This is a genomic window from Amycolatopsis sp. lyj-23, assembly GCF_046549135.1.
Taxonomy (GTDB): domain Bacteria; phylum Actinomycetota; class Actinomycetes; order Mycobacteriales; family Pseudonocardiaceae; genus Amycolatopsis.
This window is the reverse complement of sequence record NZ_JAJPWN010000023.1, coordinates 41,347-64,293: the sequence shown is the minus strand read 5'-3', so window position 1 is coordinate 64,293 and position 22,947 is coordinate 41,347. Positions and strand designations below refer to the sequence as shown.

The window sequence follows — 22,947 nt, the reverse complement described above, 5'->3', positions numbered from 1 at the left end:
TAACCGGTTCAGCTCGAACCACTCGATGGAGTGAGTACCGGTCGCGCCAACGCCTTGGGAGGCGGCCAGCCGTGACCCACCGTGCCAGTTCCCTGCCCCCGTTCGGGGAGCAGCTCAGCAACGCCGAGGCCCAGGGCCTCTACCGGAGCGACTACGAACACGACGCCTGCGGTGTCGCCTTCGTCGCCGACCTGACCGGGCGCCGAGATCATGCGATCGTCGCCAAGGCCCTGGTCGCGTTGCGCAACCTGGAACACCGCGGTGCTCGTGGCGCCGAACCGGACACCGGCGACGGCGCCGGGCTGCTGATCCAGATCCCGGACGAGTTCTACCGCGAGGTCGTGGACTTCGAGCTCCCCGAGCCGGGCACCTACGCCGTCGGCACGGCTTTCCTGCCGCAGGACGAAAAGCGCCGCCGCCGGGCCATGACGACCATCGAGCGGATCGCCGCCGAGGAGGACATGCGCGTCCTCGGCTGGCGCGAGCTGCCGGTGCACACCGAGCACTGCGGGCCGACCGCGGCCGAGACCATGCCGCACTTCACGCAGCTGTTCCTCGCCGCGCGCCGCCCGAAGCCGGAGCATTCGGACCCGCTGCACATCGAGCGCAGCGCGTTCTGCGTCCGCAAGCGCGCGGAGCACGAACTCGTCGAGGACGACGTCTACTTCCCGTCGCTGTCCTCGCGGACGATCGTCTACAAAGGAATGCTCACCGAGCCCCAGGTCGAGCGGTTCTTCGCCGACCTGACCGACGAGCGCGTCACGAGCGCCATCGGCCTGGTGCACTCCCGCTTCTCCACCAACACGTTCCCGTCGTGGCCGCTGGCCCACCCGTACCGGTACGTGGCGCACAACGGCGAGATCAACACCCTGCGCGGCAACCGCAACTGGATGGACGCGCGCGAGGCCCTCCTCGAAACCGACCTGATCCCGGGCGACCTCAAGCGCGTCTACCCGGTGATCACCCGCGGCGCCAGCGACTCGGCGAGCTTCGACGAGGTCCTGGAGCTGCTGCACCTCGGCGGCCGTTCGCTGCCCCACGCCGTCCTGATGATGATCCCGGAGGCCTGGGAGAACCACCAGGAGATGGACCCCGCGCGGCGCGCGTTCTACGAGTTCCACTCGACGCTGATGGAGCCGTGGGACGGCCCGGCGCTGGTCGCCTTCACCGACGGCAGCCAGATCGGCGCGGTGCTCGACCGCAACGGCCTGCGCCCCGGCCGCTACTGGGTGACCGACGACGGCCTCGTCGTGCTCGCCTCCGAGGTCGGCGTGCTCGACATCGACCCGGCGACGATCGTCCGGAAGGGACGCCTCGAACCCGGCCGGATGTTCCTCGTGGACACCGTCGAAGGCCGGATCATCGAGGACGAAGAGGTCAAGACCGAACTCGCCACCGCCCACCCGTACGACGAGTGGGTCGACGCCGGGCTCGTCCACCTCGAAGACCTGCCCGAGCGCGACCGCGAGGTCCCGCTGCACGCCACGCTCGTCCGCCGCCAGCAGTCGTTCGGCTACACCGAGGAAGAGCTCGAAGCGATCCTCGAACCGATGGCCCGCACCGGCGCGGAGCCGATCGGCTCGATGGGCAACGACTCGCCGATCGCGACGCTGTCCAGCCGGCCGCGGCTGATCTTCGACTACTTCATCCAGCTCTTCGCCCAGGTGACGAATCCGCCGCTGGACGCCATCCGCGAGGAGCTCGTCACCGCGCTCGGCACCCAGATCGGCGCCGAGCCGAACCTCCTGGACGGCAATGCGGCCAGCTGCCGCCGGATCGTGCTGCCGTTCCCGGTGCTCGACAACGACCAGCTCGCCAAGCTGGTGCACGTCAACGACGACGGCGACCTGCCGGAGTTCCAGGCCGTCACCGTGCTCGGCCGGTACAACGTGCACGGCGGCGGCGAGGCGCTGATCAAGCGGCTCGACGAGATCCGCGCCGAGGTGTCCGAGGCGATCGAGGACGGCGCTCGGCTGATCGTGCTGTCCGACCGCGGCGTCGACGAGAACCACGCGCCCATCCCGTCGCTGCTGCTGACCGGCGCGGTGCACCACCACCTCGTCCGGGAGAAGACGCGCACGCAGGTCGGCCTCATCGTCGAGGCCGGCGACGCGCGCGAGGTGCACCACATCGCGCTGCTGATCGGCTACGGCGTGGCCGCGGTCAACCCGTACCTGGCGATGGCGACCGTCGAGGAGATGGCCCACCGGGGCCTGATCCCCGGCGTGACGCCGAAGCAGGCGACGCAGAACCTGATCAAGGCGCTCGGCAAGGGCGTCCGCAAGACGATGTCCAAGATGGGCGTTTCGACGGTCGCGTCCTACACCGGCGCGCAGATCTTCGAGGCGATCGGCCTCGGCGAAGAGGTCATCGAGAACTGCTTCACCGGCACGACGTCCCGCCTCGGCGGCGTCGGTTTCGAGACCCTCGCCGACGAGGTCGCGAAGCGGCACAAGTACGCGTTCCCGGCCGACGGCGTCCGGGCCGCGCACCGCGAGCTCGAAACCGGCGCGGACTACCAGTGGCGGCGCGAAGGCGAGCCGCACCTGTTCAACCCGCAGACGGTGTTCAAGCTCCAGCACTCCACGCGGTCGGGCAAGTACGAGGTCTTCAAGGAGTACACGAAGGCCGTCGACGACCAGGCCGAGAAGCTGCTGACGCTGCGCGGGCTGTTCGACTTCAAGTACGGCAAGCGCGCGCCGGTGCCGATCGAGGAGGTCGAGCCGGTCTCGGAGATCGTCAAGCGGTTCGCCACCGGCGCGATCTCGTACGGCTCGATTTCGATGGAGATGCACCAGACCCTGGCCATCGCGATGAACCGCCTCGGCGGGAAGTCGAACACCGGTGAGGGCGGCGAGGACCCGGAACGGCTGTACGACCCCGAGCGGCGCAGCGCCGTGAAGCAGGTCGCGTCCGGCCGGTTCGGCGTCACGAGCGAGTACCTCGTCAACGCCGACGACATCCAGATCAAGATGGCGCAGGGCGCGAAGCCCGGCGAAGGCGGGCAACTGCCCGGCGCGAAGGTGTACCCGTGGATCGCGAAGACGCGGTTCTCGACGCCGGGTGTCGGCCTGATTTCGCCGCCGCCGCACCACGACATCTACTCGATCGAAGACCTGGCGCAGCTGATCCACGACCTCAAGAACGCCAACCCGAACGCGCGCATCCACGTGAAGCTCGTGTCCGAGGTCGGCGTCGGCACGGTCGCGGCGGGTGTCTCGAAGGCGCACGCCGACGTCGTGCTCATCTCCGGCCACGACGGCGGGACGGGCGCGTCGCCGCTGTCGTCGATCAAGCACGCGGGTGGCCCGTGGGAGCTCGGCCTGGCCGAGACGCAGCAGACGCTGCTGGCCAACCGGCTGCGCGACCGGATCGTGGTGCAGACCGACGGCCAGCTCAAGACGGGCCGGGACGTCGTCGTCGCGGCGCTGCTCGGCGCCGAGGAGTTCGGCTTCGCGACCGCGCCGCTGGTGGTGTCGGGCTGCATCATGATGCGCGTCTGCCACCTCGACACGTGTCCGGTCGGCGTCGCGACGCAGAACCCGAAGCTGCGCGAGAAGTTCAGCGGCAAGGCCGAGTACGTCGTCAACTTCTTCGAGTTCATCGCCCAGGAAGTGCGCGAGTACCTGGCGGAGCTCGGGTTCCGGTCGATCGCCGAGGCCGTCGGGCACGCCGAGTTCCTCGACAAGCGCAAGGCGATCGAGCACTGGAAGGCGGCCGGGCTCGACCTGTCGCCGATCTTCCACGTGCCCGAGATGGCCCCCGCCGGGCTGCGGCTGCAGCAGACGCTGCAGGACCACGGTCTGGAGAAGGCGCTGGACAACACGCTGATCCAGCTGGCCGAGGGCGCGTTGAACTCGGGCGACAAGGTCCGCTTGGAGCTGCCCGTCCGCAACGTGAACCGGACCGTCGGCACCATGCTCGGGTCCGAGCTGACCAAGCGGTGGGGCGGCGAAGGCCTGCCGGACGACACCATCGACGTCACCTTCACCGGGACCGCGGGCCAGTCGTTCGGTGCCTTCGTGCCGAAGGGCATCACGCTGCGGCTCTACGGCGACGGCAACGACTACGTCGGCAAGGGCCTCTCCGGTGGCCGGCTGATCGTGCGCCCGTCGAAGGACGCGGTGATCCCCGCCGAGGACCACATCATCGCCGGCAACGTCATCGCCTACGGCGCCACGAGCGGGGAGATCTTCATCCGCGGCAAGGTCGGCGAGCGGTTCTGCGTGCGCAACTCGGGCGCGCTGGCCGTCGTCGAGGGCGTCGGCGACCACGGCGGCGAGTACATGACCGGCGGCCGGATGGTCGTGCTCGGGCCGATCGGCCGCAACTTCGCGGCCGGCATGTCCGGCGGCATCGCCTACGTGCTGGACCTGCCCGCGCACCGCGTCAACCCGGAGATGGTCGACATCGACCCGCTCGATTCCGAGGACGCGGACTTCCTGCGCGAGACGCTGGAAGAGCACTACGACGAAACGGAATCCGCCGTCGCGCGGGAACTGCTGGCCGACTGGGACGCGGGCGTCGACCGCTTCGGGAAGGTCATGCCGAAGGACTACAAGCGCGTGCTCGCGGCCCAGGTCCAGGCGGAACGGGACGGGCGCGACGTGAACGAGGCGATCATGGAGGCCGCACATGGCTGACCCCAAGGGCTTTCTGACCACCACCCGCGAAGAGCCGAAGCGGCGTCCGGTCGACCTGCGGCTGATGGACTGGCGAGAGGTCTACGAAGACTTCGCCACGACGAAGCTGCAGAAGCAGGCCGGCCGGTGCATGGACTGCGGGATCCCGTTCTGCCACCAGGGCTGCCCGCTCGGGAACCTCATCCCCGAGTGGAACACGCTGACCTGGCGCGAGGACTGGCAGCAGGCCATCGAACGGCTGCACGCGACGAACAACTTCCCGGAGTTCACCGGAACGCTGTGCCCCGCCCCGTGCGAAACCGCGTGCGTGCTCGGGATCAACGACGACCCGGTGACGATCAAGCGCGTCGAGATCTCGATCATCGACCGGGCCTTCGACGAGGGCTGGGTGACGCCGCAGGTGCCGGTCGCCCTCACGGGCAAGAAGGTCGCCGTCGTCGGATCCGGCCCGTCGGGTCTGGCCGCGGCGCAGCAGCTCACGCGCGCGGGCCACAGCGTCGTGGTCCTCGAGCGGGCCGACAAGATCGGCGGGCTGCTGCGCTACGGCATCCCCGAGTTCAAGATGGAGAAGTCCCGGCTGGACCGGCGGCTCGACCAGATGCGCGCCGAGGGGACGGAGTTCCGGACGTCGGTGAACGTCGGCGTGGACGTCTCTGCTTCCGAGCTGACTTCGTCCTACGACGCCGTGGTGCTGGCCGGTGGCGCGACCGACTGGCGCGACCTGCCGATCCCCGGCCGGGAACTCGACGGCATCCACCAGGCGATGGAGTTCCTGCCGCCGGCCAACCGGGTCGCTTCCGGCGAGCTGGAGAAGTCGCCGTTCGACGCGTCCGGGCTGGACGTCGTGGTCATCGGCGGCGGCGACACCGGCGCGGACTGCGTCGGCACGTCCCACCGCCAGGGCGCGCGTTCGGTGACGCAGCTGGAGATCATGCCGAAGCCGCCGGAGGCGCGTTCGGACGCCCACCCGTGGCCGACGTACCCGATGATCTACCGGGTTTCCTCGGCGCACGAAGAGGGCGGCGAACGCCTGTACGCGGTGAACACGCAGGAGTTCCTCGGCGACGCCGACGGCCGCGTCCGGGCCCTGAAGCTGGTCGAGGTCCGCAACGAGGGCGGCAAGTTCGTCCCCGTGGACGGCTCCGAGCGCGAGCTGCCCGCGCAGCTCGTCCTGCTGGCGATGGGCTTCCTCGGGCCGCAAAAGCAGGGCCTGCTCGAGGACCTGGGCGTCGAGCTGGACGCGCGCGGCAACGTGGCGCGCGACAAGGCGTTCAAGACGAGCCTGGACAACGTGTTCGTGGCCGGCGACATGGGCCGCGGGCAGTCCCTGATCGTCTGGGCGATCGCCGAAGGCCGCAGCGCCGCGGCCGGCGTCGACAATTACCTGACCGGCCGCGAGGTCCTGCCCCGCCCGATCGCGCCGACGGACCGGCCGATCGCGTAAGGCCCCAGCGCCGGCGGAGGTGTCACCGTCGCCACCTCCGCCGGCGCTGTCCCACCGCTCAGCCGTAGTAACCCTTCTCGAGGTCGTCCAGCAGCCCGGGCTGCGTGGGCCGCCAGCCGAGCAGCTCCTGCGTCAGCTCGCTGGAGGCCGGCTGGTCGATGGCCAGGAGGCCGCCCAGGAACCCGAGCTCCTCCGCGGTGACGGACGTGGCCGGCAGGCCGAGCCGGCGACCGGCCACCTCGGCGATGTCGCGGATGCGCACGCCTTCGTCGCCGACGGCGTGCAGCACCGCACCGGCCGGGGCCTGCTCCAGCGCCAGGCGGAACAGGTGGGCCGCGTCGACGACGTGCACCGCGGGCCAGCGCTGCGTCCCGTCGCCGACGTACGCCGCGATGCCCTTCTCGCGCCCGAGCGCGACCAGGCGCGTGACGAGCCCGTGGGCGTCCCCTTCGCCGTGCACGGAACGCGGCAGCCGGACCAGCGACGCGCGGACCCCGCGGTCCGCCGTCGCCAGGACGGACCGGGCGATGTCGCCCCGGCCGGCGACCGGGCCGGGGAAGACGGAGTCGTCCCGCTCCGTCGCCGGGCGCCCGGACACCACCGGCGTCCCCGAGGCCGCCACGAAGGTCTTGCCGTCCAGCACCGCGCTCATGGCGCCGACGGCGGCCGCGTCGACGCGGATCGCCTCGTCCATCCGGCCGAAGTCGTGCCCGAAGGCGAGGTGGACGACGCCGTCGGCGCCTTCCGCGCCGGCTTTCAGGACGTCGAGGTCGGTGAGGTCGCCGCGGAGGACGGCCGCCCCCGTGGCGGTGACGGCGGCCGCCGACTCCGCCGACCTCGCCAGCCCGACGACCTCGTGGCCGGCGTCGAGGAGTTCGGGCACGAGGGCCCGGCCGATCCAGCCGGACGCGCCGGTGACGAACACACGCATGAGCTTCTCCCTTTGTGATGACACCTGGTGTCATCACCATAGCACCGCAATGACACCCGGTGTCATCGCCTAGGCTGGGGGCATGAGCCGCTGGGAGCCGAACACGCGCGTGCGCCTGCTCGACGCCGCGCTCGACCTGTTCGGCGAGCGCGGGTACGACAGCGTCACGGTCGCCGAGATCGCGGAGCGGGCCGGGCTGACGAAGCGCACCTTCTTCCGCCACTTCGCCGACAAGCGCGAAGTGCTCTTCGCGGGCCAGGAGGTGCTGAGCCGCCTCTTCGCGGACGCGATCACGAACGCCCCGGCGTCGGCGACCCCGATGGAGGCGGTCGCGGCGGCGCTCACGGCGGCCACGGCACCCATAGCCGAGCGACGGGAGCGGTCGCGCCAGGTCCAGTCGGTCGTCGCCGGCCACACCGACCTGCGCGAACGCGAACTCCTCAAGCTGGCGACGCTGCGAGCCGCGATGGCCGGCGCCCTGCGCGACCGCGGCGTCGCGGACCCGACGGCGACCCTCGCCGCGGAAATCGGCGGCCTCGCCTTCTCGACCGGCTTCGCGCGCTGGGTCGCACCCGGCAGCGAACGGCAGTTCGCCGAGCTGGTCCGCGAGGCCCTGGACGAGCTGGTGGCGGCGACCGCAACCCTCGGCTGACTCCTTATTCCCGGCGATTTGTTTCCGGCCTGAAACTGTTTCGCGCTCAACTTAATCTTTCGTGTGAAACCGGAAAACGGGTGGCACCACCCACCTTCGGCACGGCACTCTGTATTCAGGGGACCCGGTCGGCCGAGGGGGGATTCAGGCCGGCCGGGTGCCCGCCGAGAGGCGGGCGTTTTTTTCCACGGGAGGGGAGCCCGAAATGAGTGTCGACCTGTCCACCACGCTGTCCTGGACCACGGCCACCGGCGATGCCGCGACGATGCTCGGCGAACTGCAGCCGAACATCCTCAAGGCCCACGTCCGCGACCACCTGTCCGCCCTGTTCCTCGCCTTCCGGGACGCGGCGGAGGCCCGCGCCTTCCTCGTCTCGGTCACCGGGAAGATGAAGTCCGCCAAGGCCCACCTCGACGAAGTGAGCGCCTTCAAGGCCGGCGCCGGCCCCGGAACGCCGTACGTCGGCGTCGGGCTCACCGCGGCCGGCTACCGCGCTCTCGGCGTCGACGGGAACATGCCGCAGGACGAGGCGTTCCTGCGCGGGATGACGGCGCCGGACACGCGGCGGAAGCTGAACGACCCGCCGCGCTCGACGTTCGATCCCGGCTACCACGGGGAAGTCCACGCCGTCGTCCTCGTCGGCGACGCCACGGACAAGGCGATGACCGCGCGGCGCAACGAAATCCTCGGCCTGCTGCCGGATTCGGCCACGGTGCTCGCGGAGGAAACCGGCCTCGGCCGGGTCAACGCGCGCGGCGAGGGCATCGAGCACTTCGGGTACGTCGACGGCCGCAGCCAGCCGCTCTTCCTCACCGAAGACGTCGACGCGGAAAAGAACAACACCGACGGGATCAACGTGTGGAACCCGGCCGCGCCGCTCGGGCAGGTTCTCGTTCCCGACCCCGCGGCGCCGGATCCCGGCGTGCATTTCGGCAGCTATTTCGTTTTCCGCAAACTGGAACAGAACGTCCGGCGGTTCAAGCAGGCGGAAGCGGATCTCGCCGACACGCTCGGCCTCGCCGGCGAAGACCGCGAGCGGGCCGGGGCGATGATCATCGGCCGCTTCGAGGACGGCACGCCGCTGACCACCCAGCGCGAAGACGGCGCGGAAAGCCCGGTGTCGAACAACTTCACCTACGACAGCGACCGCGCCGCGCTGAAGTGCCCGTTCCAGGCGCACATCCGCAAGACGAACCCGCGCGGCTCCGGCGGCGCCGAAGACCCGGCCGACGAGCGCCGCCACCTGATGGCCCGCCGCGGCGTGACGTACGGGGAACGCCCGGACGACCCGAACGCCGACGTGCCGCCCGCGGCGCGGCCGAGCGGCGGGGTCGGCCTGCTGTTCATGGCCTTCAACTCGGTGCTGGACAACCAGTTCGAGTTCACGCAGGCGCTCTGGGCGGACAACCCGGGCTTCCCGATCGTCGACGGCGTCACACCGGGGCTGGACCCGGTGATCGGCCAGGGCGAGCGTCCGGCGTCGGACTACACGGTGGACTGGGGCGGCGCCACGCAGCGCAGCGCCGGCCCGGTGCCGCAGGCGGTGACCCTGCGCGGCGGCGAGTACTTCTTCATGCCGTCGCTGGCGTTCCTGCGGTCACTCTGAGCTGGGGGGACGAAGGCCACCACCGGGAGCTTCCGGTGGTGGCCTTCGGCGTCAGGCTTTCAGCAGGTCGAAGGCCAGCAGGCCGGCACCGAGCCGCCCGGCTTCGTCACCCAGCTCGGCGATCCGCAGCTCCGGCATCCGCTGGAACGTCAGGTGCGCGGCCAGCCACTCCCGCACCGGCTCCAGCACGTAGTCGGCCGCCGTGAACAGCCCGCCGCCCAGGACGATCACCTCCGGGCCGAGCAGCGTCAACAGCGTCCGGATGCCGTGGCCGAGCCCGTCGAGCGCGTCCTGGACCACCGCGACCGCCACCTCGTCACCCCCGCGGGCCAGCTCGACGACCTCGCGGGCGCCGTCGGCCGGGCGACCGGTGCGTTCGGTGTAGCGGCGCGCGATCGCGGCGGCCGACGAGATGGCCTCCAGGCAGCCCGTCGCGCCGCAGCCGCACTTGCCGGCGTGGCCGACGTCGATGTGCCCGACCTCGCCGGCCTGCCCGTGCGCGCGGTGGATCCGGCCGTCGAGCAGCAGCGCGGCCGCGATCCCGGTGCCGACGGGGATGAACGCCGCGTTCGTCGCACCCCGCCCGGCGCCGACGCGGAACTCGGCGATGCCGCCCGCGGTGACGTCGTGCCCGAACGCCACCGGGAGCCCCAGCCGGTCCTCCAGCAGCTCGCCGAACGGGACTTCGCGCCAGTCGAGGTTGGCGGAGAAGTGGCAGACGCGGGTCTGTTCGTCGACGATCCCCGGCACCACCACACCGACCGCCGCCGGCTGCCCGGTGCCGGCCTGCTCGGCCAGCGCGGCCACGATGTCCGCCGTCTGCGCGGCCAGGGCCGTGCCGTCCGCGCTGCGGGCGGTCTCCGCGCGCAGGGCCGCCTTGGGCTGGAGCTGCTCGTCGAGCAGCGCTGCCTTGATCGTCGTCCCGCCCACGTCGAGGGCGGCCACCATTCGAGTCACCGCGGCATTGTCACATTTGAGGCTTGTTCTGGTTAGGCCGCCGCGCCCCCGCGCAGGTCGCGGGGCATCACGGCTGCCATGCGGCGGCCGACGGCTGAACAAGCCTCATTGACGGGCCCCGAAAGGGGGACCTACGCTCAACCGGCCAGACGAGGAGATTCCGGAACGCGGTGCAAGTCCGCGCGGTCGCGCCACTGTGACCCCCGCCAGGGGGAAGCCAGACCCGGACCCTCGTGACCGACCCCGATGAGGCCGCGAAAGCCCGAGGAGGCCACGCTCATGACCCAGACGGCAGCTCCCGCCGTTCCGCTCCCGATCCGCATCCCGATCCGGGAGATCGTGCCGTGGGCGGTGTTCGTGGTGCTCCTGGCCCTGATCGCGCTGTACTTCGTGAGCGCCGAGCAGGGCGCGACGGCGGTGTTCGCGAACATGTACGTCCACGAGTTCGTGCACGACGGCCGGCACCTGCTGGCCTTCCCCTGCCACTGATCGGCGGGCACGCACTCCCATGATGAAGACCTTGCTGGTCCGCGGCATGCTGGCGGGCCTGATCGCCGGCGTGCTCGCGTTCGGGTTCGCCTACGCCTTCGGCGAGCCATCGGTGAACACCGCCATCGGCCTCGAGGAGCCCGGCGGCCACGCGCACTCGCACGACGCATCGGCGCCGGCCCCTGCCGAAGAACACGAAGAAGAGCTCGTCCCCCGGGACATCCAGAGCACCCTCGGCCTGCTGACGGGCGTGCTGGTGTACGGCGTCGCGATCGGCGGCCTGCTCTCGCTGGCCTTCGCGTTCGCCCAGGGCCGCCTCGGCAACCTCCGCCCGAGGGTGACGGCACTGCTGCTCACGGCGGGCGCGTTCGCCGTGGTGTTCCTGGTGCCGTTCCTGAAGTACCCGGCCAACCCACCGGCGGTGGGCCAGCCGGGCACGATCGGCTCCCGCACGGAGCTGTACTTCGGTTTCGTCGCGGTCTCACTGCTGGCGGGCATCCTCGCCACGGTGTTCGGCCGCAAGCTGGCGGACCGCTTCGGAGCCTGGAACGGCTTCCTGCTGGCGGCCGCGGGCTACCTCGTCGTGATCGGCGTGGTGGCCTGGCTCCTGCCATCGATCGACGAAGTCCCGGCAACGTTCCCGGCGTCCACGTTGTGGAGCTTCAGGACGGCCTCGGTCGGCACGCAGGTGACGCTGTGGCTGGCGCTGGGGTTGACTTTCGGCGCGTTGGCGGAGAAGGCGCTGAAGCAGCGGACCGCGGTGGCCGCCTGAGGCCTGCTCTGGTGAGCCGCGGTGGCTGGCGGACCGAGCTCGGCGAGCCGCGATGGCCGCCTGAGTCTCGCTCCGGCGAGCCGCGGTGGCTGGCTGGCCGAGCTCGACGAGCGGCAGTGGCTGCTTGATCGGGCTCGGCGGGCCGCGATGGCCGCCCGACCGAGCTCGACCAGCCGCGTTAGCTGTCTGGCTGAGCCCGGCAAGCCACGCTAGCCACCTGACCGGCCCCGCGAGCCGCAGTAGCCAGCCACCGAGCCAGGCAAGCAGCGTGGCTGGGGACCGATCGCGGCAAGGCGCGGTGGCTGACGGACCGAGCCCGGCCAGCGGGGCGCGTGTTCGATCGCCGGAGTAGCGCCGTCGCCGTCTCACTCCCGTTCCGGCTACGGCGCTCCCGGCGGCGCGAACGGCAGGTCCACCGGGGCGCCCTGGTCCAGCAGCGTCTCCAGCAGCGCCGTGTCCAGGTGTTCGTCGACGGCGTCCGCGAGCTTGTCCAGCATTTCCTCGCGCAGCTCGCCGAACCCGGGGGCGCCGGGTGCGGGCGTCCAGGTGGCTCCGGCCTGCGTCGCGGCTTCGGTGAGCCATGCGCGGCGGAAGGCGTCGTTCTCGAACGCGCCGTGCCACATCGTGCCCCAGACCCCGCCCGCGCGCAGACCGTCCAGAAAGGACTCCGCCGGCGCCGTCGTGGTCACCGAACCGTGGTGGATCTCGTAGGCGTCCACCGGATGACCGCGCCACGTTCCCGCGGGCCGGGCGAGCACCTTCTCCGCGGCGAACGTCACCCGCCCGGGCAGCAGACCGAGGCCGGCGACCTCGCCCGCGCCGGATTCGACGTCGTCCACGATGGATTCGGTGAGCATCTGGTAGCCACCGCAGATGCCGAGCACCGGACGGCCCGCGGCGGCCCGGGCCGTCACCGCCGTGTCGAGCCCGCGGTCCCGCAGCCAGGCCAGGTCGGCCACGGTGGCCCGCGACCCGGGCAGCACCACGACGTCCGCCGCCGCGACGACGTCGGGATCGGCGGTGAGCGTGACCGTGACCCCGGGTTCGGCGGCCAGCGCGTCGACGTCGGTGGCGTTGGAAGCGCGCGGGAACCGCACGACCGCCACACCGAGCCCCCCACCGGGCGCTTCCCGGCGCCAGCCCGCGGCGGCGAGGGCGTCCTCCGAGTCGATCCACACCCGGTCGAGCCACGGCAGCACGCCCAGCACCGGCCGTCCGGTGACCTTCTCGAGGCTGTCCAGGCCCGGCCGCAGCAGCCCGACGTCGCCGCGGAACTTGTTGACCACCCAGCCCGCGACCAGGGCCTGATCTTCGGCGGAAAGCAGCGCGAGGGTGCCGAACATGGCCGCGAGCACCCCACCGCGGTCGATGTCGCCGACGACCAGCACGGGCAGCCCGAACCGCCGCGCGAGCCCCATGTTGACGTAGTCGCCGCCCCGCAGGTTGATCTCGGCCGGACTCCCGGCGCCTTCGCAGACGACGACGTCATAACGGGCGCTGAGGTCCTCGAACGCCCCGAAGGCGATCTCGGCCAGCCCGGCCCGCCCGGTGGCGTACTCCCCGGCTTCGAGGGTCCCGAACGGCTTCCCGAGCGCGACGACGTGACTGCGCCGATCACTGCCGGGCTTCAGCAGCACCGGGTTCATCGCCGCCTCGGGTTCCGCCCCGGCGGCCCGCGCCTGCACCCACTGGGCGCGCCCGATCTCGGCCCCGTCGGCGCAGACCATGGAGTTGTTGGACATGTTCTGCGCCTTGAACGGAGCCACCCGCAGCCCTTGGCGCGCCAGCCACCGGCAGATCCCGGCGGTGACGAGGCTCTTCCCGGCATCGGAAGTCGTCCCGGCGACGAGCAGGCCCCTCATCGCAGGTTGTCCACAGCTAGGCCGCCCGCGGCGAAGTTGTCCACAGATCGCCGAGCGGCGGTTCTCCCCCTGCGGGAGGCGATAAACTGGACAGGGGCCGCCCCCCAGGGAGTGGTGGGGGCTGCGAGGGCGGCGATGGCCGCTGCGGCCGTTCCCACTCGCCGGGACAAGCGGACCGCGCGCCGGAGGTCTGCAGGGTCCGGGGTGCGGCCTTCGCCGAGGCGGGCGCGGGTTTCCGGCTCGCCGTCGTAGCTGTTCGTTCCGCCGAGGCGGATGTCCAGTGCTCCCGCGAATGCCGCTTCCACCTGGCCGGCGTTGGGGCTCGGGTGGCGTCCGCCGTCGCGGCGCCAGACGCGCCAGGATTCGCGCGCCCGGCCGCCCGCGCACAGCGCCGTGAGCGCCGCGCCGATCCGCGACGGCAGCAGGTTAACGACGTCGTCGGCCCGCGCCGCCGCCCAGCCGAAGCGGCGGTAGCGGGGTGAGCGGTAGCCGACCATCGCGTCGAGCGTGTTGAGCGCGCGGTAGCCGAGGAGGCCCGGCATCCCGGCGACCGCACCCCAGAACAGCGGCGCGACCACGGCGTCCGAAGTGTTCTCGGCGATCGACTCGGTGGCCGCGCGGGTCAGCTCGGCGGAGTCGAGGGTCGTCGCGTCGCGCGCGCAGAGGTGCGCGAGCCGCTGACGCGCTTGAGGCACGTCCTCCGCTTCGAGCAAGCGGGCCATCTCGGCGCCTTCGGCCGCGAGACCGCGTCCGCCGAGCACAACCCACGTCGACGCGGCGGTGAGGGCGAAGCGCGCGAAGGGACGCCGCCGCGTCGCCGCCTGGAGCGCGACGCCCAGGCCTACGGCGGCGGAGGTGCACAGCGCCGCGTACACGGCTCCGCGCGGCTTCGAGTCGGCCCACAGACGGTGTTCGACGCGGGCGGCGGCCGTACCGAACAAGGCGACCGGGTGGCCCGTTCGGGGGTCACCGAACAGGGCGTCGGCTACGTATCCGGTTACGAGTCCGGCTGCGGTTGTCCCTAGACGGAGTGGCACGTGGCGCACGGTAGCGCGTGCACCAGAATGCCGGTATGACTGTGTCCGATGCCTCCTCCGCGGGAAAGCGTCCGTCGGCGGGGCTGCGCCACCGGGTCGCCGGGTATCTCGAAAGCCTGGCTCGCGCCCTCCGCCGGTCCGGGCGCGACGAAGGCAAGGTGCTGGTCCTCGGCGGCGTCCGCTCGGGGAAGTCGCGGCACGCCGAGCGGCTCGTCGCCCGCCACCCGCACCTCGTCTACGTCGCACCCGGCCTCCCCGCGGGCGAAGACGACCCCGAATGGGCCGCGCGGGTGGCCGCGCACCAGGCCCGGCGGCCCGCGCACTGGAAGACCGTCGAGACCACCGACCTGGCCGGCATCCTGCGCACGGCGACCGAGCCGCTGCTGATCGACTGCCTCGGCACGTGGCTGTCCCGCGTGCTGGACGACGTCGGCGCGTGGCGGCAGAAGCCGGGCTGGGAGCACCGCCTGGACGACCGGCTCGAGGACTTCCTGGCCGCATGGGCCGCGGCGCGGGTGCCGGTGGTCGCGGTGAGCAACGAGGTCGGCAGTGGTGTGGTGCCCGCAACGTCGTCCGGGCGGCTGTTCCGTGATGTGCTGGGCGCACTCAACAACCGGGTGTCCGCCGACGCCGACCGGGTCGTGCTGGTCGTCGCGGGCCGGGCGCTCGACCTGTAGCCAGGAGGCGCCCGTGTTCGACGTACCCGTGCCCGACCCCGCCGCCCGCACCGCCGCGCAGGAGCGGCTCGACGGCCTGGTCAAGCCACTCGGCGCGCTCGGCAGGCTGGAGGAGATCGCCGCCTGGCTGGCCGCGGCGCACGGCACCGTGCCGCCGCGCCCGCTGGACGACGTCCGTGTGGTCGTCTTCGCGGGCGACCACGGCGTGTCGGCGCTCTCGGCGTACCCGCGCGAGGTGACCGCAGCGATGGTGCGCGTGTTCCTGGCCGGCAAGAGCGGCGTGAACGTGCTGGCCGCCCAGGTCGGAGCGCGCGTGCGGGTCGCGGACATCGCCGTCGACTGGGACGCCGCGGACGTGCCGCCCGAGGTCACGGCGCACAAGATCCGCCGCGGCTCGGGTTCGATCGACGTCGAGGACGCGCTGCTCCCGGGCGAGGCGCAAGCGGCCTTCGAAGCGGGCCGGGCGATCGCCCTGGAGGAGCGCGACGCGGATGTACTGATCCCGGGCGACATGGGCATCGGCAACACGGCGATGTGCGCGGCACTGGTGGCGGCCTCCGTCGGTCTGCCGGCGGCCGAGGTGGTCGGCACCGGAACGGGTGTGGACGCGGCCGGCCTGGACCGCAAGACGGCGGCGGTCACGGCCGCCTTGGCCCGGGCAGCGGGCCGCACGGAGGACCCGTTCGAGCGGTTGACGGCGCTGGGCAGCGCCTGCGTCGCCGCGACGGCGGGCTTCCTGGTCCAGGCGTCGGTGCTGGGCATCCCGGTGCTGCTGGACGGCGTCTTCTCCGGCGCGGCGGCGCTGGTGGCGCGCGACATCGCCCCCGGTGCGGAGCAGTGGTGGCTGGCCGGCCACCGCTCGACGGAACCGTCACAGGCGTTCGCGCTGAAGGCGCTCGGCCTGGAGCCGATCCTGGACTTCGGCCTCCGGCTCGGCGAAGGCAGCGGAGCGGTGCAGGCCGTGCCGGCCCTCCGCGCGGCGCGCGCGATCCTGGCGGACATGGGTCTGCTGGCCGACTTGACGTGAGCCGCTGGACGGACTCCGCGCGGATGGCCGTCGGGACGTTGACCACCGTGCCCGTCCCGGCGCCCCGCGTCATCGACCGCCGCGTCGCCGGCGGCGCCATGCTGCTCGCTCCCCTGGCCGCCCTTCCGCTGGCCGTGGCCGCCGGGCTCGTCGTCGCCGCCGGACACGCCGTTCACCTCCCTTCTTTCGCTGTTGCCGCCCTCGCGCTCGGAGCCGTCGCACTCGGCAGCCGGGGGCTGCACCTCGACGGGCTCGCCGACACCGCCGACGGCCTCGGCGCCTCCTACGACCGCGCCAAAGCCCTCGACGTCATGCGCCGCGGCGACTCCGGGCCCACCGGGGTCGCCACCCTCCTCCTCGTCCTCCTCGTCCAGGTCGGTGCCCTGACTGCCGCCGGCCCGGTCACCGCGGCCGCCGGCGTCCTCATCGGCCGGTGCACGCTCTCACTGGCCTGCGCCCGCGGAGTCCCCTCGGCCCGGCCGGAGGGACTCGGCGCGACTGTCGCCGGCTCGGTTCCCCGCACCGCGGCGCTCGCCGTGGGCGTCGCCGCCGCCGGGCTCGCCGCACTGCTGCCCGGGCTGCCGTGGTGGCGCGGACCCCTTTCCGTCGTCCTCGCCTACGCCGTCACCGGAGCGCTCCTGTGGCGGTGCACCAAGCGCCTCGGCGGCGTGACCGGCGACGTCCTCGGTGCGGGCGTCGAGGTCGCTGTCGCGGCGGCCCTGCTGGCGCTCGCCTGAAACTGTCGTACCCCCTTCCTAGAGTGCAGCGCGTGAACCGAACCGATCGTCTCTACGCCATCGTCGAAGAACTGCGTGCCGTCGCGCCGCGGCCCCGCAGCGCGCGGTGGCTCGCGGATCGGTTCGAGGTCAGCGTCCGGACCGTCGAACGCGACATCAGCGCCCTGCAGCAGTCCGGCACGCCGATCTACGCCGAGCCCGGCCGCACCGGCGGCTACTGCCTCGACAAGGCGCACACGATGCCGCCGGTCAACCTGACTCCCGGCGAGGCCGTCGCCATGGCCCTCGCCCTGAGGCACCTCGACGCCACCCCCTTCCGGGCCGAAGGCCGCTCGGCGCTGCGCAAGCTCGTCGCGGCGATGCGGGAGGAGGACACGCAGGAGGCACGGGAGCTCGCCACCCGGGTCCACCTGCTCGGCGAGGGACCGGTCCCGCCGAAGCCGCACGTGCTCGGCATCCGCCGCGTCCTGCGCATCCAGTACACCGACCGCCAGGGCACCGCCACCCGTCGGGAGATCGAGCCGCTCGGCTACGTCGGCAAGCCCGAGCACTGGTACCTCGTGGCCTGGTGCCGGCTGCGCCGGGAGATCCGGGCGTTCCGCACCGACCGCATCACCTCCTTTTCCGTGCTGGCCGAGGTGCCGCCGCCGCGGAAGCTGCGCCCCGAAGACCTCGACATCCCCTACGGCGACGTCGAGCAGCTCAATTTGGCGGGGTGAACACCGAGAAGTGGTTGCCTGCCGGGTCGAGCACGTGCGCGAACTTCACGCCGACCGGGTTGACGCTCGGCGGCCGTTGCACGCGCCCGCCGGCCTGCTCGACCTGGCGGCAGGTGGCCTCGACGTCCTCGACCAGCACGGTGAAGACCGCATAGTTCTCCTGGCCCGTGAACAGGCCGCCGCGCGAGCCACCGGTGTCGATGACGCGGTAGGCGGCGTCGGTGCTCGCCGCGTTGTCCTGCGCGACGGTCCAGCCGAAGACCTCGCCGTAGAACCGTTCCGCGGTCGCCGGATCGTCGGTGCCGATCTCGAACCAGGCCACGTCGTTGAAGCGGGGCATGTCGTTCCTTTCGCTGCCATGCCGGGCGTTTCCCGGCTCCGCCCACTTTCGACGGTGGTAGCGACAACCCCCTGTCGGTGTTTACAGGATTTTCCGCAACGCCCTCAAAAACGCCTCCGTCGTCACCCGATCGCGCACGGCCAGCCGCAGGTGATCCGGCCCCAGCCCGGGGAACGTGTCCCCCCGCCGCACGGCGTAGCCCGCGTCGCGCAGGCGAGCGCGCACCGAAGCACCATCGGGCACGCGCACCAGCACGAACGGGCCGCGCGGGTCACCCAGCACGTCGACTCCCTGCGAAGCCAGGCCCGACACCAGGTACTCCCGATCCGACTCCGCCGCCGTCGCCAGCTTTTCCGCCTCCTCCAGGGCGGACGGGCGACAGCACGCCACCGTCGCCACGCCGGCCAGCGTGGACACCGACCACGGCACCTGCACCGCCCGCAGCCGCTCGATGACGTCCGCCGAAGCGAGCACGTAACCCGCCCGCAGCCCGGCGAGCCCCCACGTCTTCGTCAGGCTGCGCAGCACGACGACACCCGGGACACCGGACGCCAGGCTCTCGGCCTCGCCGGGGATCGCGTCCAGGAACGCCTCGTCGACCACGAGCAGCCGACCGGGCCGGACCAGGGAACGCAATACCGCCGCCGGGTGCAGCACGGAGGTCGGATTCGTCGGGTTCCCGACGAACACCAGGTCGGCGCCGGCCGGGACGAGCGCGGGATCGAGGACGAACCCGTCCGATTCGGCCAGTACCACCCGCGAAACCGCATGTCCGGCCGCCCGCAGGGCCGCTTCGGGCTCGGTGAACTGCGGGTGCACGACCACCGCGTGCCGTGGCCGGAACGCCGAGGCCAGCAGCGTGAACGCCTCCGCCGCACCCGCCGTGACCAGCACTTCCGAGGGAGGACGACCGTGCCGCGCGGCGACCGCCCGCACGGCGTCCTCAGTGGACGGATAAGCCGCGAGGGAGTCCAAAGCGGACGCCAGCTCGTCCCGCAGCCACGCCGGCGGCCGCGGCAACCGGACGTTCACCGCGAAATCGACCAGCCCCGGCCCGACCTCGCGATCACCGTGGTGGTGCAGGTCGTAGTCACCCACGGGCGCGGACCCGCGCCGCGAACCGCTGCGCCAGCTCGGGGTACCCGGCCCAGTGGACGTGCAGGTAGGAGGCGTGCAGGGTCGGCGACGCGAAGCCGTCCAGCTGCCTGTCCCAGCCCCACGCCGCCGCAGCGCCGTGCGACGGCGTCACTTCGGTGCGGTGGAATTCGTGCCCGGTGACGCGCTGACCGGCCGTCGCGAGCAGGTTGTCCTCGACGGCGACCGCGCGCCGGTAGCCGAGCTTGCCGCGGGCCGTCATCTTGGCGTCCGCCGGCACCGCGCCGACCATGGGCACGCCGTCCAGCGACTGGCACAGGTACAGCAGCCCCGCGCATTCCGCGCTCACCGGCATCCCGCTCTCGATGGCCGAAGCCACTTCGGACCGCAACGCCGTGTTCGCCGACAGTTCCGCCGCGTGCACCTCGGGGAACCCGCCGCCGAAGTACAACCCCGCGCACCCGTCGGGTAAGGCCTGGTCCCGCAGCGGGTCGATGTCGACGACCTCGACCCCGCAAGCGGCGAGCAGCTCGACGTTTTCGGTGTAGCGGAAGGTGAACGCCGGACCTCCGGCGGCCGCGACCGTCACCCGCGGACCGTCCACACCGGACGGTTCCCACGGTGGCACGGAGAGCCGCGGCGCAGCGGAAGCGATCCGGACGATCGCCTCGAGGTCGACGCCCTCCCGCACCCAAGCGGCGAGGGCGGGCAGCACGTGCTGTGCTTCGGCGGCCCGTTCCGCCGCCGGGACGAGCCCGAGGTGACGGCTGGGCGCGTGGATCTCTTCGTTGCGGTACAACGCTCCCAGCAGCGGCACGCCGGTGGCTTCGAGCGCGGACGCGATCTCGTCGCGATGCCGCTGCGAGCCGAGCTTGTTCAGGATGACGCCGGCCAGCCGCACGCGGTTGTCGTAGTGGGCGAACCCGAGCACCGTCGCACCGACACTGCGAGACGCGGCCGAAGCGTCGACGACCAGCACGACCGGCGCGTCCAGCACCCTGGCCACGTGGGCCGTCGAGGCGTACCCCTCGGTGCCCAGTGCCCCGTCGAACAGGCCCATCACGCCTTCGATCACGGCGATGTCGGCGCCCGCGGAACCGTGCCGCAGCAATGGAACCAGCCGCTCTTCGCCCTGCAGGAACGGGTCCAGGTTGCGCGCGGGACGTCCGGTCGCCAGCGCGTGGTAGCTCGGGTCGATGAAGTCCGGGCCGACCTTGTGCCCCGAAACCCGGTGCCCGGCCGCGCGCAGCGCCGCCATCAGCCCGGCGGCGATCGTGGTCTTGCCGTGCCCGGAACCGGGCGCGGCGACGACCACGCGCGCTACCATTCGATCCCCCGCTGGCCCTTCTGCCCGGCGTCCATCGGGTGCTTGACCTTGGTCATCTCGGCGACCAGGTCGGCGGCCTCGACGAGCTCCGGCGGCGCGTACCGGCCGGTGATGACGACGTGCTGGTGCCCGGGCCGCGAGACCAAAGTGGACACGACGTCGTCCACTTCGAGCCAGCCCCACTTGAGCAGGTAGGAAAACTCGTCGAGGACGTAGAAGTCGTGCGCCTCGGCGGCGAGCCGTCGCTTGATCTCCGCCCAGCCTTCGCGCGCGTTCTCCGCGTGGTCGTCCTCGGAGCCGGACTTGCGCGCCCAGCTCCAGCCTTCGCCCATCTTGTGCCATTCGACCGGCCCACCTTGGCCGGTGTCGTCGTGCAGCTTCCCGAGCGCCTTGAACGCCGCTTCCTCGCCGACGCGCCACTTCGCCGACTTGACGAACTGGAACACGCCGATCGACCAGCCCTGGTTCCAGGCGCGCAGCGCCATCCCGAACGCGGCCGTCGACTTGCCCTTCATCTCGCCGGTGTGCACGGCGAGCAGCGGCCGGTTGCGGCGCTGGCGCGTGGTCAGGCCGTCGTTCGGGACGACGTCGGGCTTTCCCTGCGGCATCAGGCGGCCCTTCCGGTCCGGGCGCGGACGGCGTCCGCGAGCGAGTCGGCGGCGACGTCGGCGAGGGGGACGTGTTCCGCGCCCAGGTGGGCGGCGAGGTCGGCGGCCAGGCCGAGCCGCATCTTCCCGCTTTCGCAGTCCATCACGACGGCCGTGACGCCGGTGAGCAGCCCGGCCGCGGCCTGGGCGCGCGCCACGGCGTCCGGTCCGCTGGTGGCGCGCCCGTCGGTGACGACGACCAGCAGCGGGCGGCGCCGCGGGTCGCGGATCTCCTCGACCCGCAGCACGCGCGCCGCCTCCAGGAGCCCTTCGGCCAGCGGTGTCCGGCCGCCGGTCGGGAGGCCTTCCAGGCGAGACGCGGCCGCGTCGACGCTGATCGTCGGCGGCAGTGCGAGTTCGGCCGCGTTGCCGCGGAACGTGACGAGCCCGACCTTGTCGCGGCGCTGGTAGGCGTCCAGGAGCAGCGACAGGACCGCGGACTTGACCTCGCGCATGCGGGCCTTCGCGCCCATCGAGCCGGACGCGTCGACGCAGAACAGCACGAGGTTGCCTTCGCGGCCTTCGCGCAGTGCGTACCGGAGGTCTTCGGGCCGCAGCTTGAGCGCAGCGCCGTCGCGGCCGCGGGCTTTCTGGTGCGGGGCCGCGGCTTTGACCGTCGCGACGAGGTGGGGGCGGCCTTCGCGGACGCTGGCGGGCTGGACGCCGATGGTGCGTCCGCTGTCGGTGATCGCGCGCGAACGGCGTCCGCGCTCGCCCTCGCCCGTGCCCTTGACGCGGAACACGCGCGCCTTGAACGTCTCGCCGGCGCCGACGGTTTTCTGCTGCCCGCCTGCATTCTGCTGCGCGCCCGCGTTCGGCTGTTGCTGGCCCTGCGGAGCGTTCTCGCTCCCCGGCGACTCGGGCGTTTCCGGCGGCGCCGACCCCGAGCCGGGGCCGTCGTCCTCGGGTCCGGGGTCCGGCTGGGCGTCCTGGAGGGCCTGCTCCAGCTGCTCTTCGGAGATGCCCGGCGCGTCGAACGGGTTCCGGCGGCGCCGGTGCGGCAACGCGAGCCGCGCGGCGACGCGGACGTCTTCGGTGGTCACCTCGTCGCGGCCGGACCAGGCCGCGTGCGCGACCGCCGTGCGCGCGGTGACGATGTCCGCGCGCATGCCGTCGACCTCGAAGGAGGCGCAGACCTCGGCGATCTGGCGCAAGGCGTCGTCGGGCAGCTTGACGGCGGGCAGGAGACGTTGCGCCGCTTCGATGTCCGCGGCGAGCTGGGCGTCTTCGTCGGCGTACTGCGCGGCGAAGGCGTCCGGATCGGCTTCGTAGGCGAGGCGGCGGCGGACGACCTCGACGCGCTGCTCGGGGTCCCGGCTGGAGGCGACCTCGACGGTCAGGCCGAACCGGTCCAGCAACTGCGGGCGCAGCTCGCCCTCTTCGGGGTTCATGGTGCCGATCAGCACGAACCGCGCCGCGTGCGACACCGAAACGCCCTCGCGTTCCACGGTCGCGCGGCCCATCGCGGCGGCGTCCAGGAGCGTGTCGACGAGGTGGTCGTGCAGGAGGTTGACCTCGTCGACGTAGAGCAGCCCGCGGTGCGCGGCGGCCAGGAGGCCGGGCTGGAAGTCCGTGACGCCTTCGGCGAGCGCGCGTTCCAGGTGCAGGCTGCCGATGACGCGGTCTTCGGCCGCACCGACCGGGAGTTCGACCAGGCGGGCCGGACGTCGGTGACTCGTGTTGTTCTCGTGCGGGCCGTCCGGGCAGAGCGGGTCGGGCGCCGCGGGATCGCAGGAGAAGCGGCAGCCGTCGACGACGTCGACACCGGGCAGGAGGCCGGCGAGCGCGCGGACCATGGTCGACTTCGCCGTGCCCTTTTCGCCGCGCACCAGCACCCCGCCGACGGCGGGCGAGATCGAGGAGAGGACCAGCGCCAGGCGCAGGTCCGGCAGCCCGACGACGGCGGTGAACGGGTACGGCTTCAACAGCGCTCCTCCAGGTCGGCGACCGGCCGATCATCGCACAGCGCCCGCCTCGCTTAGGGT

Annotated in this window: 19 protein-coding genes; 10 read left to right on the top strand and 9 right to left on the bottom strand. The window is 72.3% G+C overall.

Annotated elements, in window-relative coordinates; translation table 11 throughout:
• Positions 1 to 71: 71 nt before the first annotated feature.
• Both gltB and ACLJPY_RS43245 read left to right on the top strand, forming a co-directional pair.
• Positions 72 to 4,643 (top strand): glutamate synthase large subunit, encoded by a 4,572-nt coding sequence (gene gltB / locus ACLJPY_RS43250; RefSeq protein WP_410596791.1) that lies wholly within the window; start codon positions 72 to 74, stop codon positions 4,641 to 4,643.
• Positions 4,636 to 6,087, top strand: a complete 1,452-nt coding sequence (locus ACLJPY_RS43245) for a glutamate synthase subunit beta (protein ID WP_410596790.1) — start codon at positions 4,636 to 4,638, stop codon at positions 6,085 to 6,087. The genes gltB and ACLJPY_RS43245 overlap by 8 nt, the downstream gene beginning before the upstream one ends.
• Before the next feature lie 58 nt (positions 6,088 to 6,145).
• Here the strand turns inward: ACLJPY_RS43245 and ACLJPY_RS43240 are convergent, their stop codons facing one another.
• Complete coding sequence (locus ACLJPY_RS43240; RefSeq protein WP_410596789.1) at positions 6,146 to 7,018, bottom strand: SDR family oxidoreductase; 873 nt, start codon at positions 7,016 to 7,018, stop codon at positions 6,146 to 6,148.
• Positions 7,019 to 7,100: 82 nt separating this feature from the next.
• Here ACLJPY_RS43240 and ACLJPY_RS43235 point away from each other — a divergent pair, with 82 nt between their 5' ends.
• Positions 7,101 to 7,670 carry a TetR/AcrR family transcriptional regulator gene (locus ACLJPY_RS43235; protein WP_410596788.1) on the top strand — a complete coding sequence of 190 codons (570 nt, stop codon included), beginning with the start codon at positions 7,101 to 7,103 and terminating at the stop codon, positions 7,668 to 7,670.
• Between the two features lie 205 nt (positions 7,671 to 7,875).
• Positions 7,876 to 9,276, top strand: coding sequence for a Dyp-type peroxidase (locus tag ACLJPY_RS43230; RefSeq protein ID WP_410596787.1), 1,401 nt, complete (start codon positions 7,876 to 7,878; stop codon positions 9,274 to 9,276).
• A 51-nt stretch (positions 9,277 to 9,327) separates the two neighbouring features.
• On the opposite strand, the gene ACLJPY_RS43225 is transcribed toward ACLJPY_RS43230, so the two are convergent.
• Complete coding sequence (locus tag ACLJPY_RS43225; protein ID WP_410596916.1) at positions 9,328 to 10,224, bottom strand: ROK family protein; 897 nt, start codon at positions 10,222 to 10,224, stop codon at positions 9,328 to 9,330.
• 288 nt (positions 10,225 to 10,512) lie between these two features.
• On the opposite strand from ACLJPY_RS43225, the gene ACLJPY_RS43220 reads away from it, so the two are divergent.
• Both ACLJPY_RS43220 and ACLJPY_RS43215 read left to right on the top strand, forming a co-directional pair.
• Positions 10,513 to 10,722, top strand: a complete 210-nt coding sequence (locus ACLJPY_RS43220; protein WP_003069169.1) for a CbtB domain-containing protein — start codon at positions 10,513 to 10,515, stop codon at positions 10,720 to 10,722.
• Positions 10,723 to 10,741: 19 nt separating this feature from the next.
• Entirely contained in the window at positions 10,742 to 11,494 is a 753-nt protein-coding gene (locus ACLJPY_RS43215; protein WP_410596786.1) for a CbtA family protein, read from the top strand.
• 380 nt (positions 11,495 to 11,874) lie between these two features.
• Here ACLJPY_RS43215 and ACLJPY_RS43210 read toward each other — a convergent pair whose 3' ends face one another.
• Positions 11,875 to 13,356: a cobyric acid synthase gene (locus ACLJPY_RS43210; RefSeq protein ID WP_410596785.1), complete on the bottom strand. Its 1,482-nt coding sequence runs from the start codon at positions 13,354 to 13,356 to the stop codon at positions 11,875 to 11,877.
• On the bottom strand, positions 13,353 to 14,393 hold the full coding sequence (locus ACLJPY_RS43205; RefSeq protein ID WP_410596784.1) for a cobalamin biosynthesis protein: 1,041 nt from the start codon (positions 14,391 to 14,393) through the stop codon (positions 13,353 to 13,355). The genes ACLJPY_RS43210 and ACLJPY_RS43205 overlap by 4 nt, the downstream gene beginning before the upstream one ends.
• 35 nt (positions 14,394 to 14,428) lie before the next feature.
• On the opposite strand from ACLJPY_RS43205, the gene ACLJPY_RS43200 reads away from it, so the two are divergent.
• From ACLJPY_RS43200 to ACLJPY_RS43185, 4 genes are read left to right on the top strand one after another with little or no spacing between them, the layout of a single operon-like run.
• Positions 14,429 to 15,070 carry a bifunctional adenosylcobinamide kinase/adenosylcobinamide-phosphate guanylyltransferase gene (locus ACLJPY_RS43200; RefSeq protein WP_410596783.1) on the top strand — a complete coding sequence of 214 codons (642 nt, stop codon included), beginning with the start codon at positions 14,429 to 14,431 and terminating at the stop codon, positions 15,068 to 15,070.
• 13 nt (positions 15,071 to 15,083) lie between these two features.
• Entirely contained in the window at positions 15,084 to 16,097 is a 1,014-nt protein-coding gene (gene cobT / locus ACLJPY_RS43195) for a nicotinate-nucleotide--dimethylbenzimidazole phosphoribosyltransferase (RefSeq protein WP_410596782.1), read from the top strand.
• Positions 16,098 to 16,120: 23 nt separating this feature from the next.
• Positions 16,121 to 16,834 (top strand): adenosylcobinamide-GDP ribazoletransferase, encoded by a 714-nt coding sequence (locus ACLJPY_RS43190; RefSeq protein WP_410596915.1) that lies wholly within the window; start codon positions 16,121 to 16,123, stop codon positions 16,832 to 16,834.
• A 32-nt stretch (positions 16,835 to 16,866) separates the two neighbouring features.
• A complete protein-coding gene (locus tag ACLJPY_RS43185) occupies positions 16,867 to 17,553 on the top strand; it encodes a helix-turn-helix transcriptional regulator (protein WP_410596781.1) in 687 nt (228 codons plus the stop codon).
• On the opposite strand, the gene ACLJPY_RS43180 is transcribed toward ACLJPY_RS43185, so the two are convergent.
• The 5 genes from ACLJPY_RS43180 to ACLJPY_RS43160 form a co-directional block, all read right to left on the bottom strand.
• Positions 17,537 to 17,893: a VOC family protein gene (locus ACLJPY_RS43180; RefSeq protein ID WP_410596780.1), complete on the bottom strand. Its 357-nt coding sequence runs from the start codon at positions 17,891 to 17,893 to the stop codon at positions 17,537 to 17,539. The genes ACLJPY_RS43185 and ACLJPY_RS43180 overlap by 17 nt on opposite strands.
• A gap of 81 nt (positions 17,894 to 17,974) precedes the next feature.
• Entirely contained in the window at positions 17,975 to 18,991 is a 1,017-nt protein-coding gene (cobC, locus tag ACLJPY_RS43175; protein WP_410596779.1) for an Rv2231c family pyridoxal phosphate-dependent protein CobC, read from the bottom strand.
• Positions 18,984 to 20,315, bottom strand: coding sequence for a cobyrinate a,c-diamide synthase (locus ACLJPY_RS43170; RefSeq protein WP_410596778.1), 1,332 nt, complete (start codon positions 20,313 to 20,315; stop codon positions 18,984 to 18,986). The genes cobC and ACLJPY_RS43170 overlap by 8 nt, the downstream gene beginning before the upstream one ends.
• The gene (gene cobO, locus ACLJPY_RS43165) at positions 20,309 to 20,923 is read right to left on the bottom strand and encodes a cob(I)yrinic acid a,c-diamide adenosyltransferase (RefSeq protein ID WP_410596777.1); all 615 of its coding nucleotides are present in this window, start codon (positions 20,921 to 20,923) and stop codon (positions 20,309 to 20,311) included. The genes ACLJPY_RS43170 and cobO overlap by 7 nt, the downstream gene beginning before the upstream one ends.
• Positions 20,923 to 22,887, bottom strand: coding sequence for a putative cobaltochelatase (locus ACLJPY_RS43160; protein ID WP_410596776.1), 1,965 nt, complete (start codon positions 22,885 to 22,887; stop codon positions 20,923 to 20,925). The genes cobO and ACLJPY_RS43160 overlap by 1 nt, the downstream gene beginning before the upstream one ends.
• Positions 22,888 to 22,947: the final 60 nt, after the last annotated feature.

Excerpts from the sequence above, each read along its gene's own strand:
- ACLJPY_RS43245 (WP_410596790.1), top strand. The coding sequence starts at position 4,636 with ATGGCTGACCCCAAGGGCTTTCTGACCACCACCCGCGAAGAGCCGAAG.
- ACLJPY_RS43240 (WP_410596789.1), bottom strand. The coding sequence starts at position 7,018 with ATGCGTGTGTTCGTCACCGGCGCGTCCGGCTGGATCGGCCGGGCCCTC.
- ACLJPY_RS43235 (WP_410596788.1), top strand. The coding sequence starts at position 7,101 with ATGAGCCGCTGGGAGCCGAACACGCGCGTGCGCCTGCTCGACGCCGCG.
- ACLJPY_RS43230 (WP_410596787.1), top strand. The coding sequence starts at position 7,876 with ATGAGTGTCGACCTGTCCACCACGCTGTCCTGGACCACGGCCACCGGC.
- ACLJPY_RS43225 (WP_410596916.1), bottom strand. The coding sequence starts at position 10,224 with ATGGTGGCCGCCCTCGACGTGGGCGGGACGACGATCAAGGCAGCGCTG.
- ACLJPY_RS43220 (WP_003069169.1), top strand. The coding sequence starts at position 10,513 with ATGACCCAGACGGCAGCTCCCGCCGTTCCGCTCCCGATCCGCATCCCG.
- ACLJPY_RS43215 (WP_410596786.1), top strand. The coding sequence starts at position 10,742 with ATGATGAAGACCTTGCTGGTCCGCGGCATGCTGGCGGGCCTGATCGCC.
- ACLJPY_RS43210 (WP_410596785.1), bottom strand. The coding sequence starts at position 13,356 with ATGAGGGGCCTGCTCGTCGCCGGGACGACTTCCGATGCCGGGAAGAGC.
- ACLJPY_RS43200 (WP_410596783.1), top strand. The coding sequence starts at position 14,429 with ATGACTGTGTCCGATGCCTCCTCCGCGGGAAAGCGTCCGTCGGCGGGG.
- ACLJPY_RS43190 (WP_410596915.1), top strand. The coding sequence starts at position 16,121 with ATGGCCGTCGGGACGTTGACCACCGTGCCCGTCCCGGCGCCCCGCGTC.
- ACLJPY_RS43180 (WP_410596780.1), bottom strand. The coding sequence starts at position 17,893 with ATGCCCCGCTTCAACGACGTGGCCTGGTTCGAGATCGGCACCGACGAT.
- ACLJPY_RS43170 (WP_410596778.1), bottom strand. The coding sequence starts at position 20,315 with ATGGTAGCGCGCGTGGTCGTCGCCGCGCCCGGTTCCGGGCACGGCAAG.
- cobO (WP_410596777.1), bottom strand. The coding sequence starts at position 20,923 with ATGCCGCAGGGAAAGCCCGACGTCGTCCCGAACGACGGCCTGACCACG.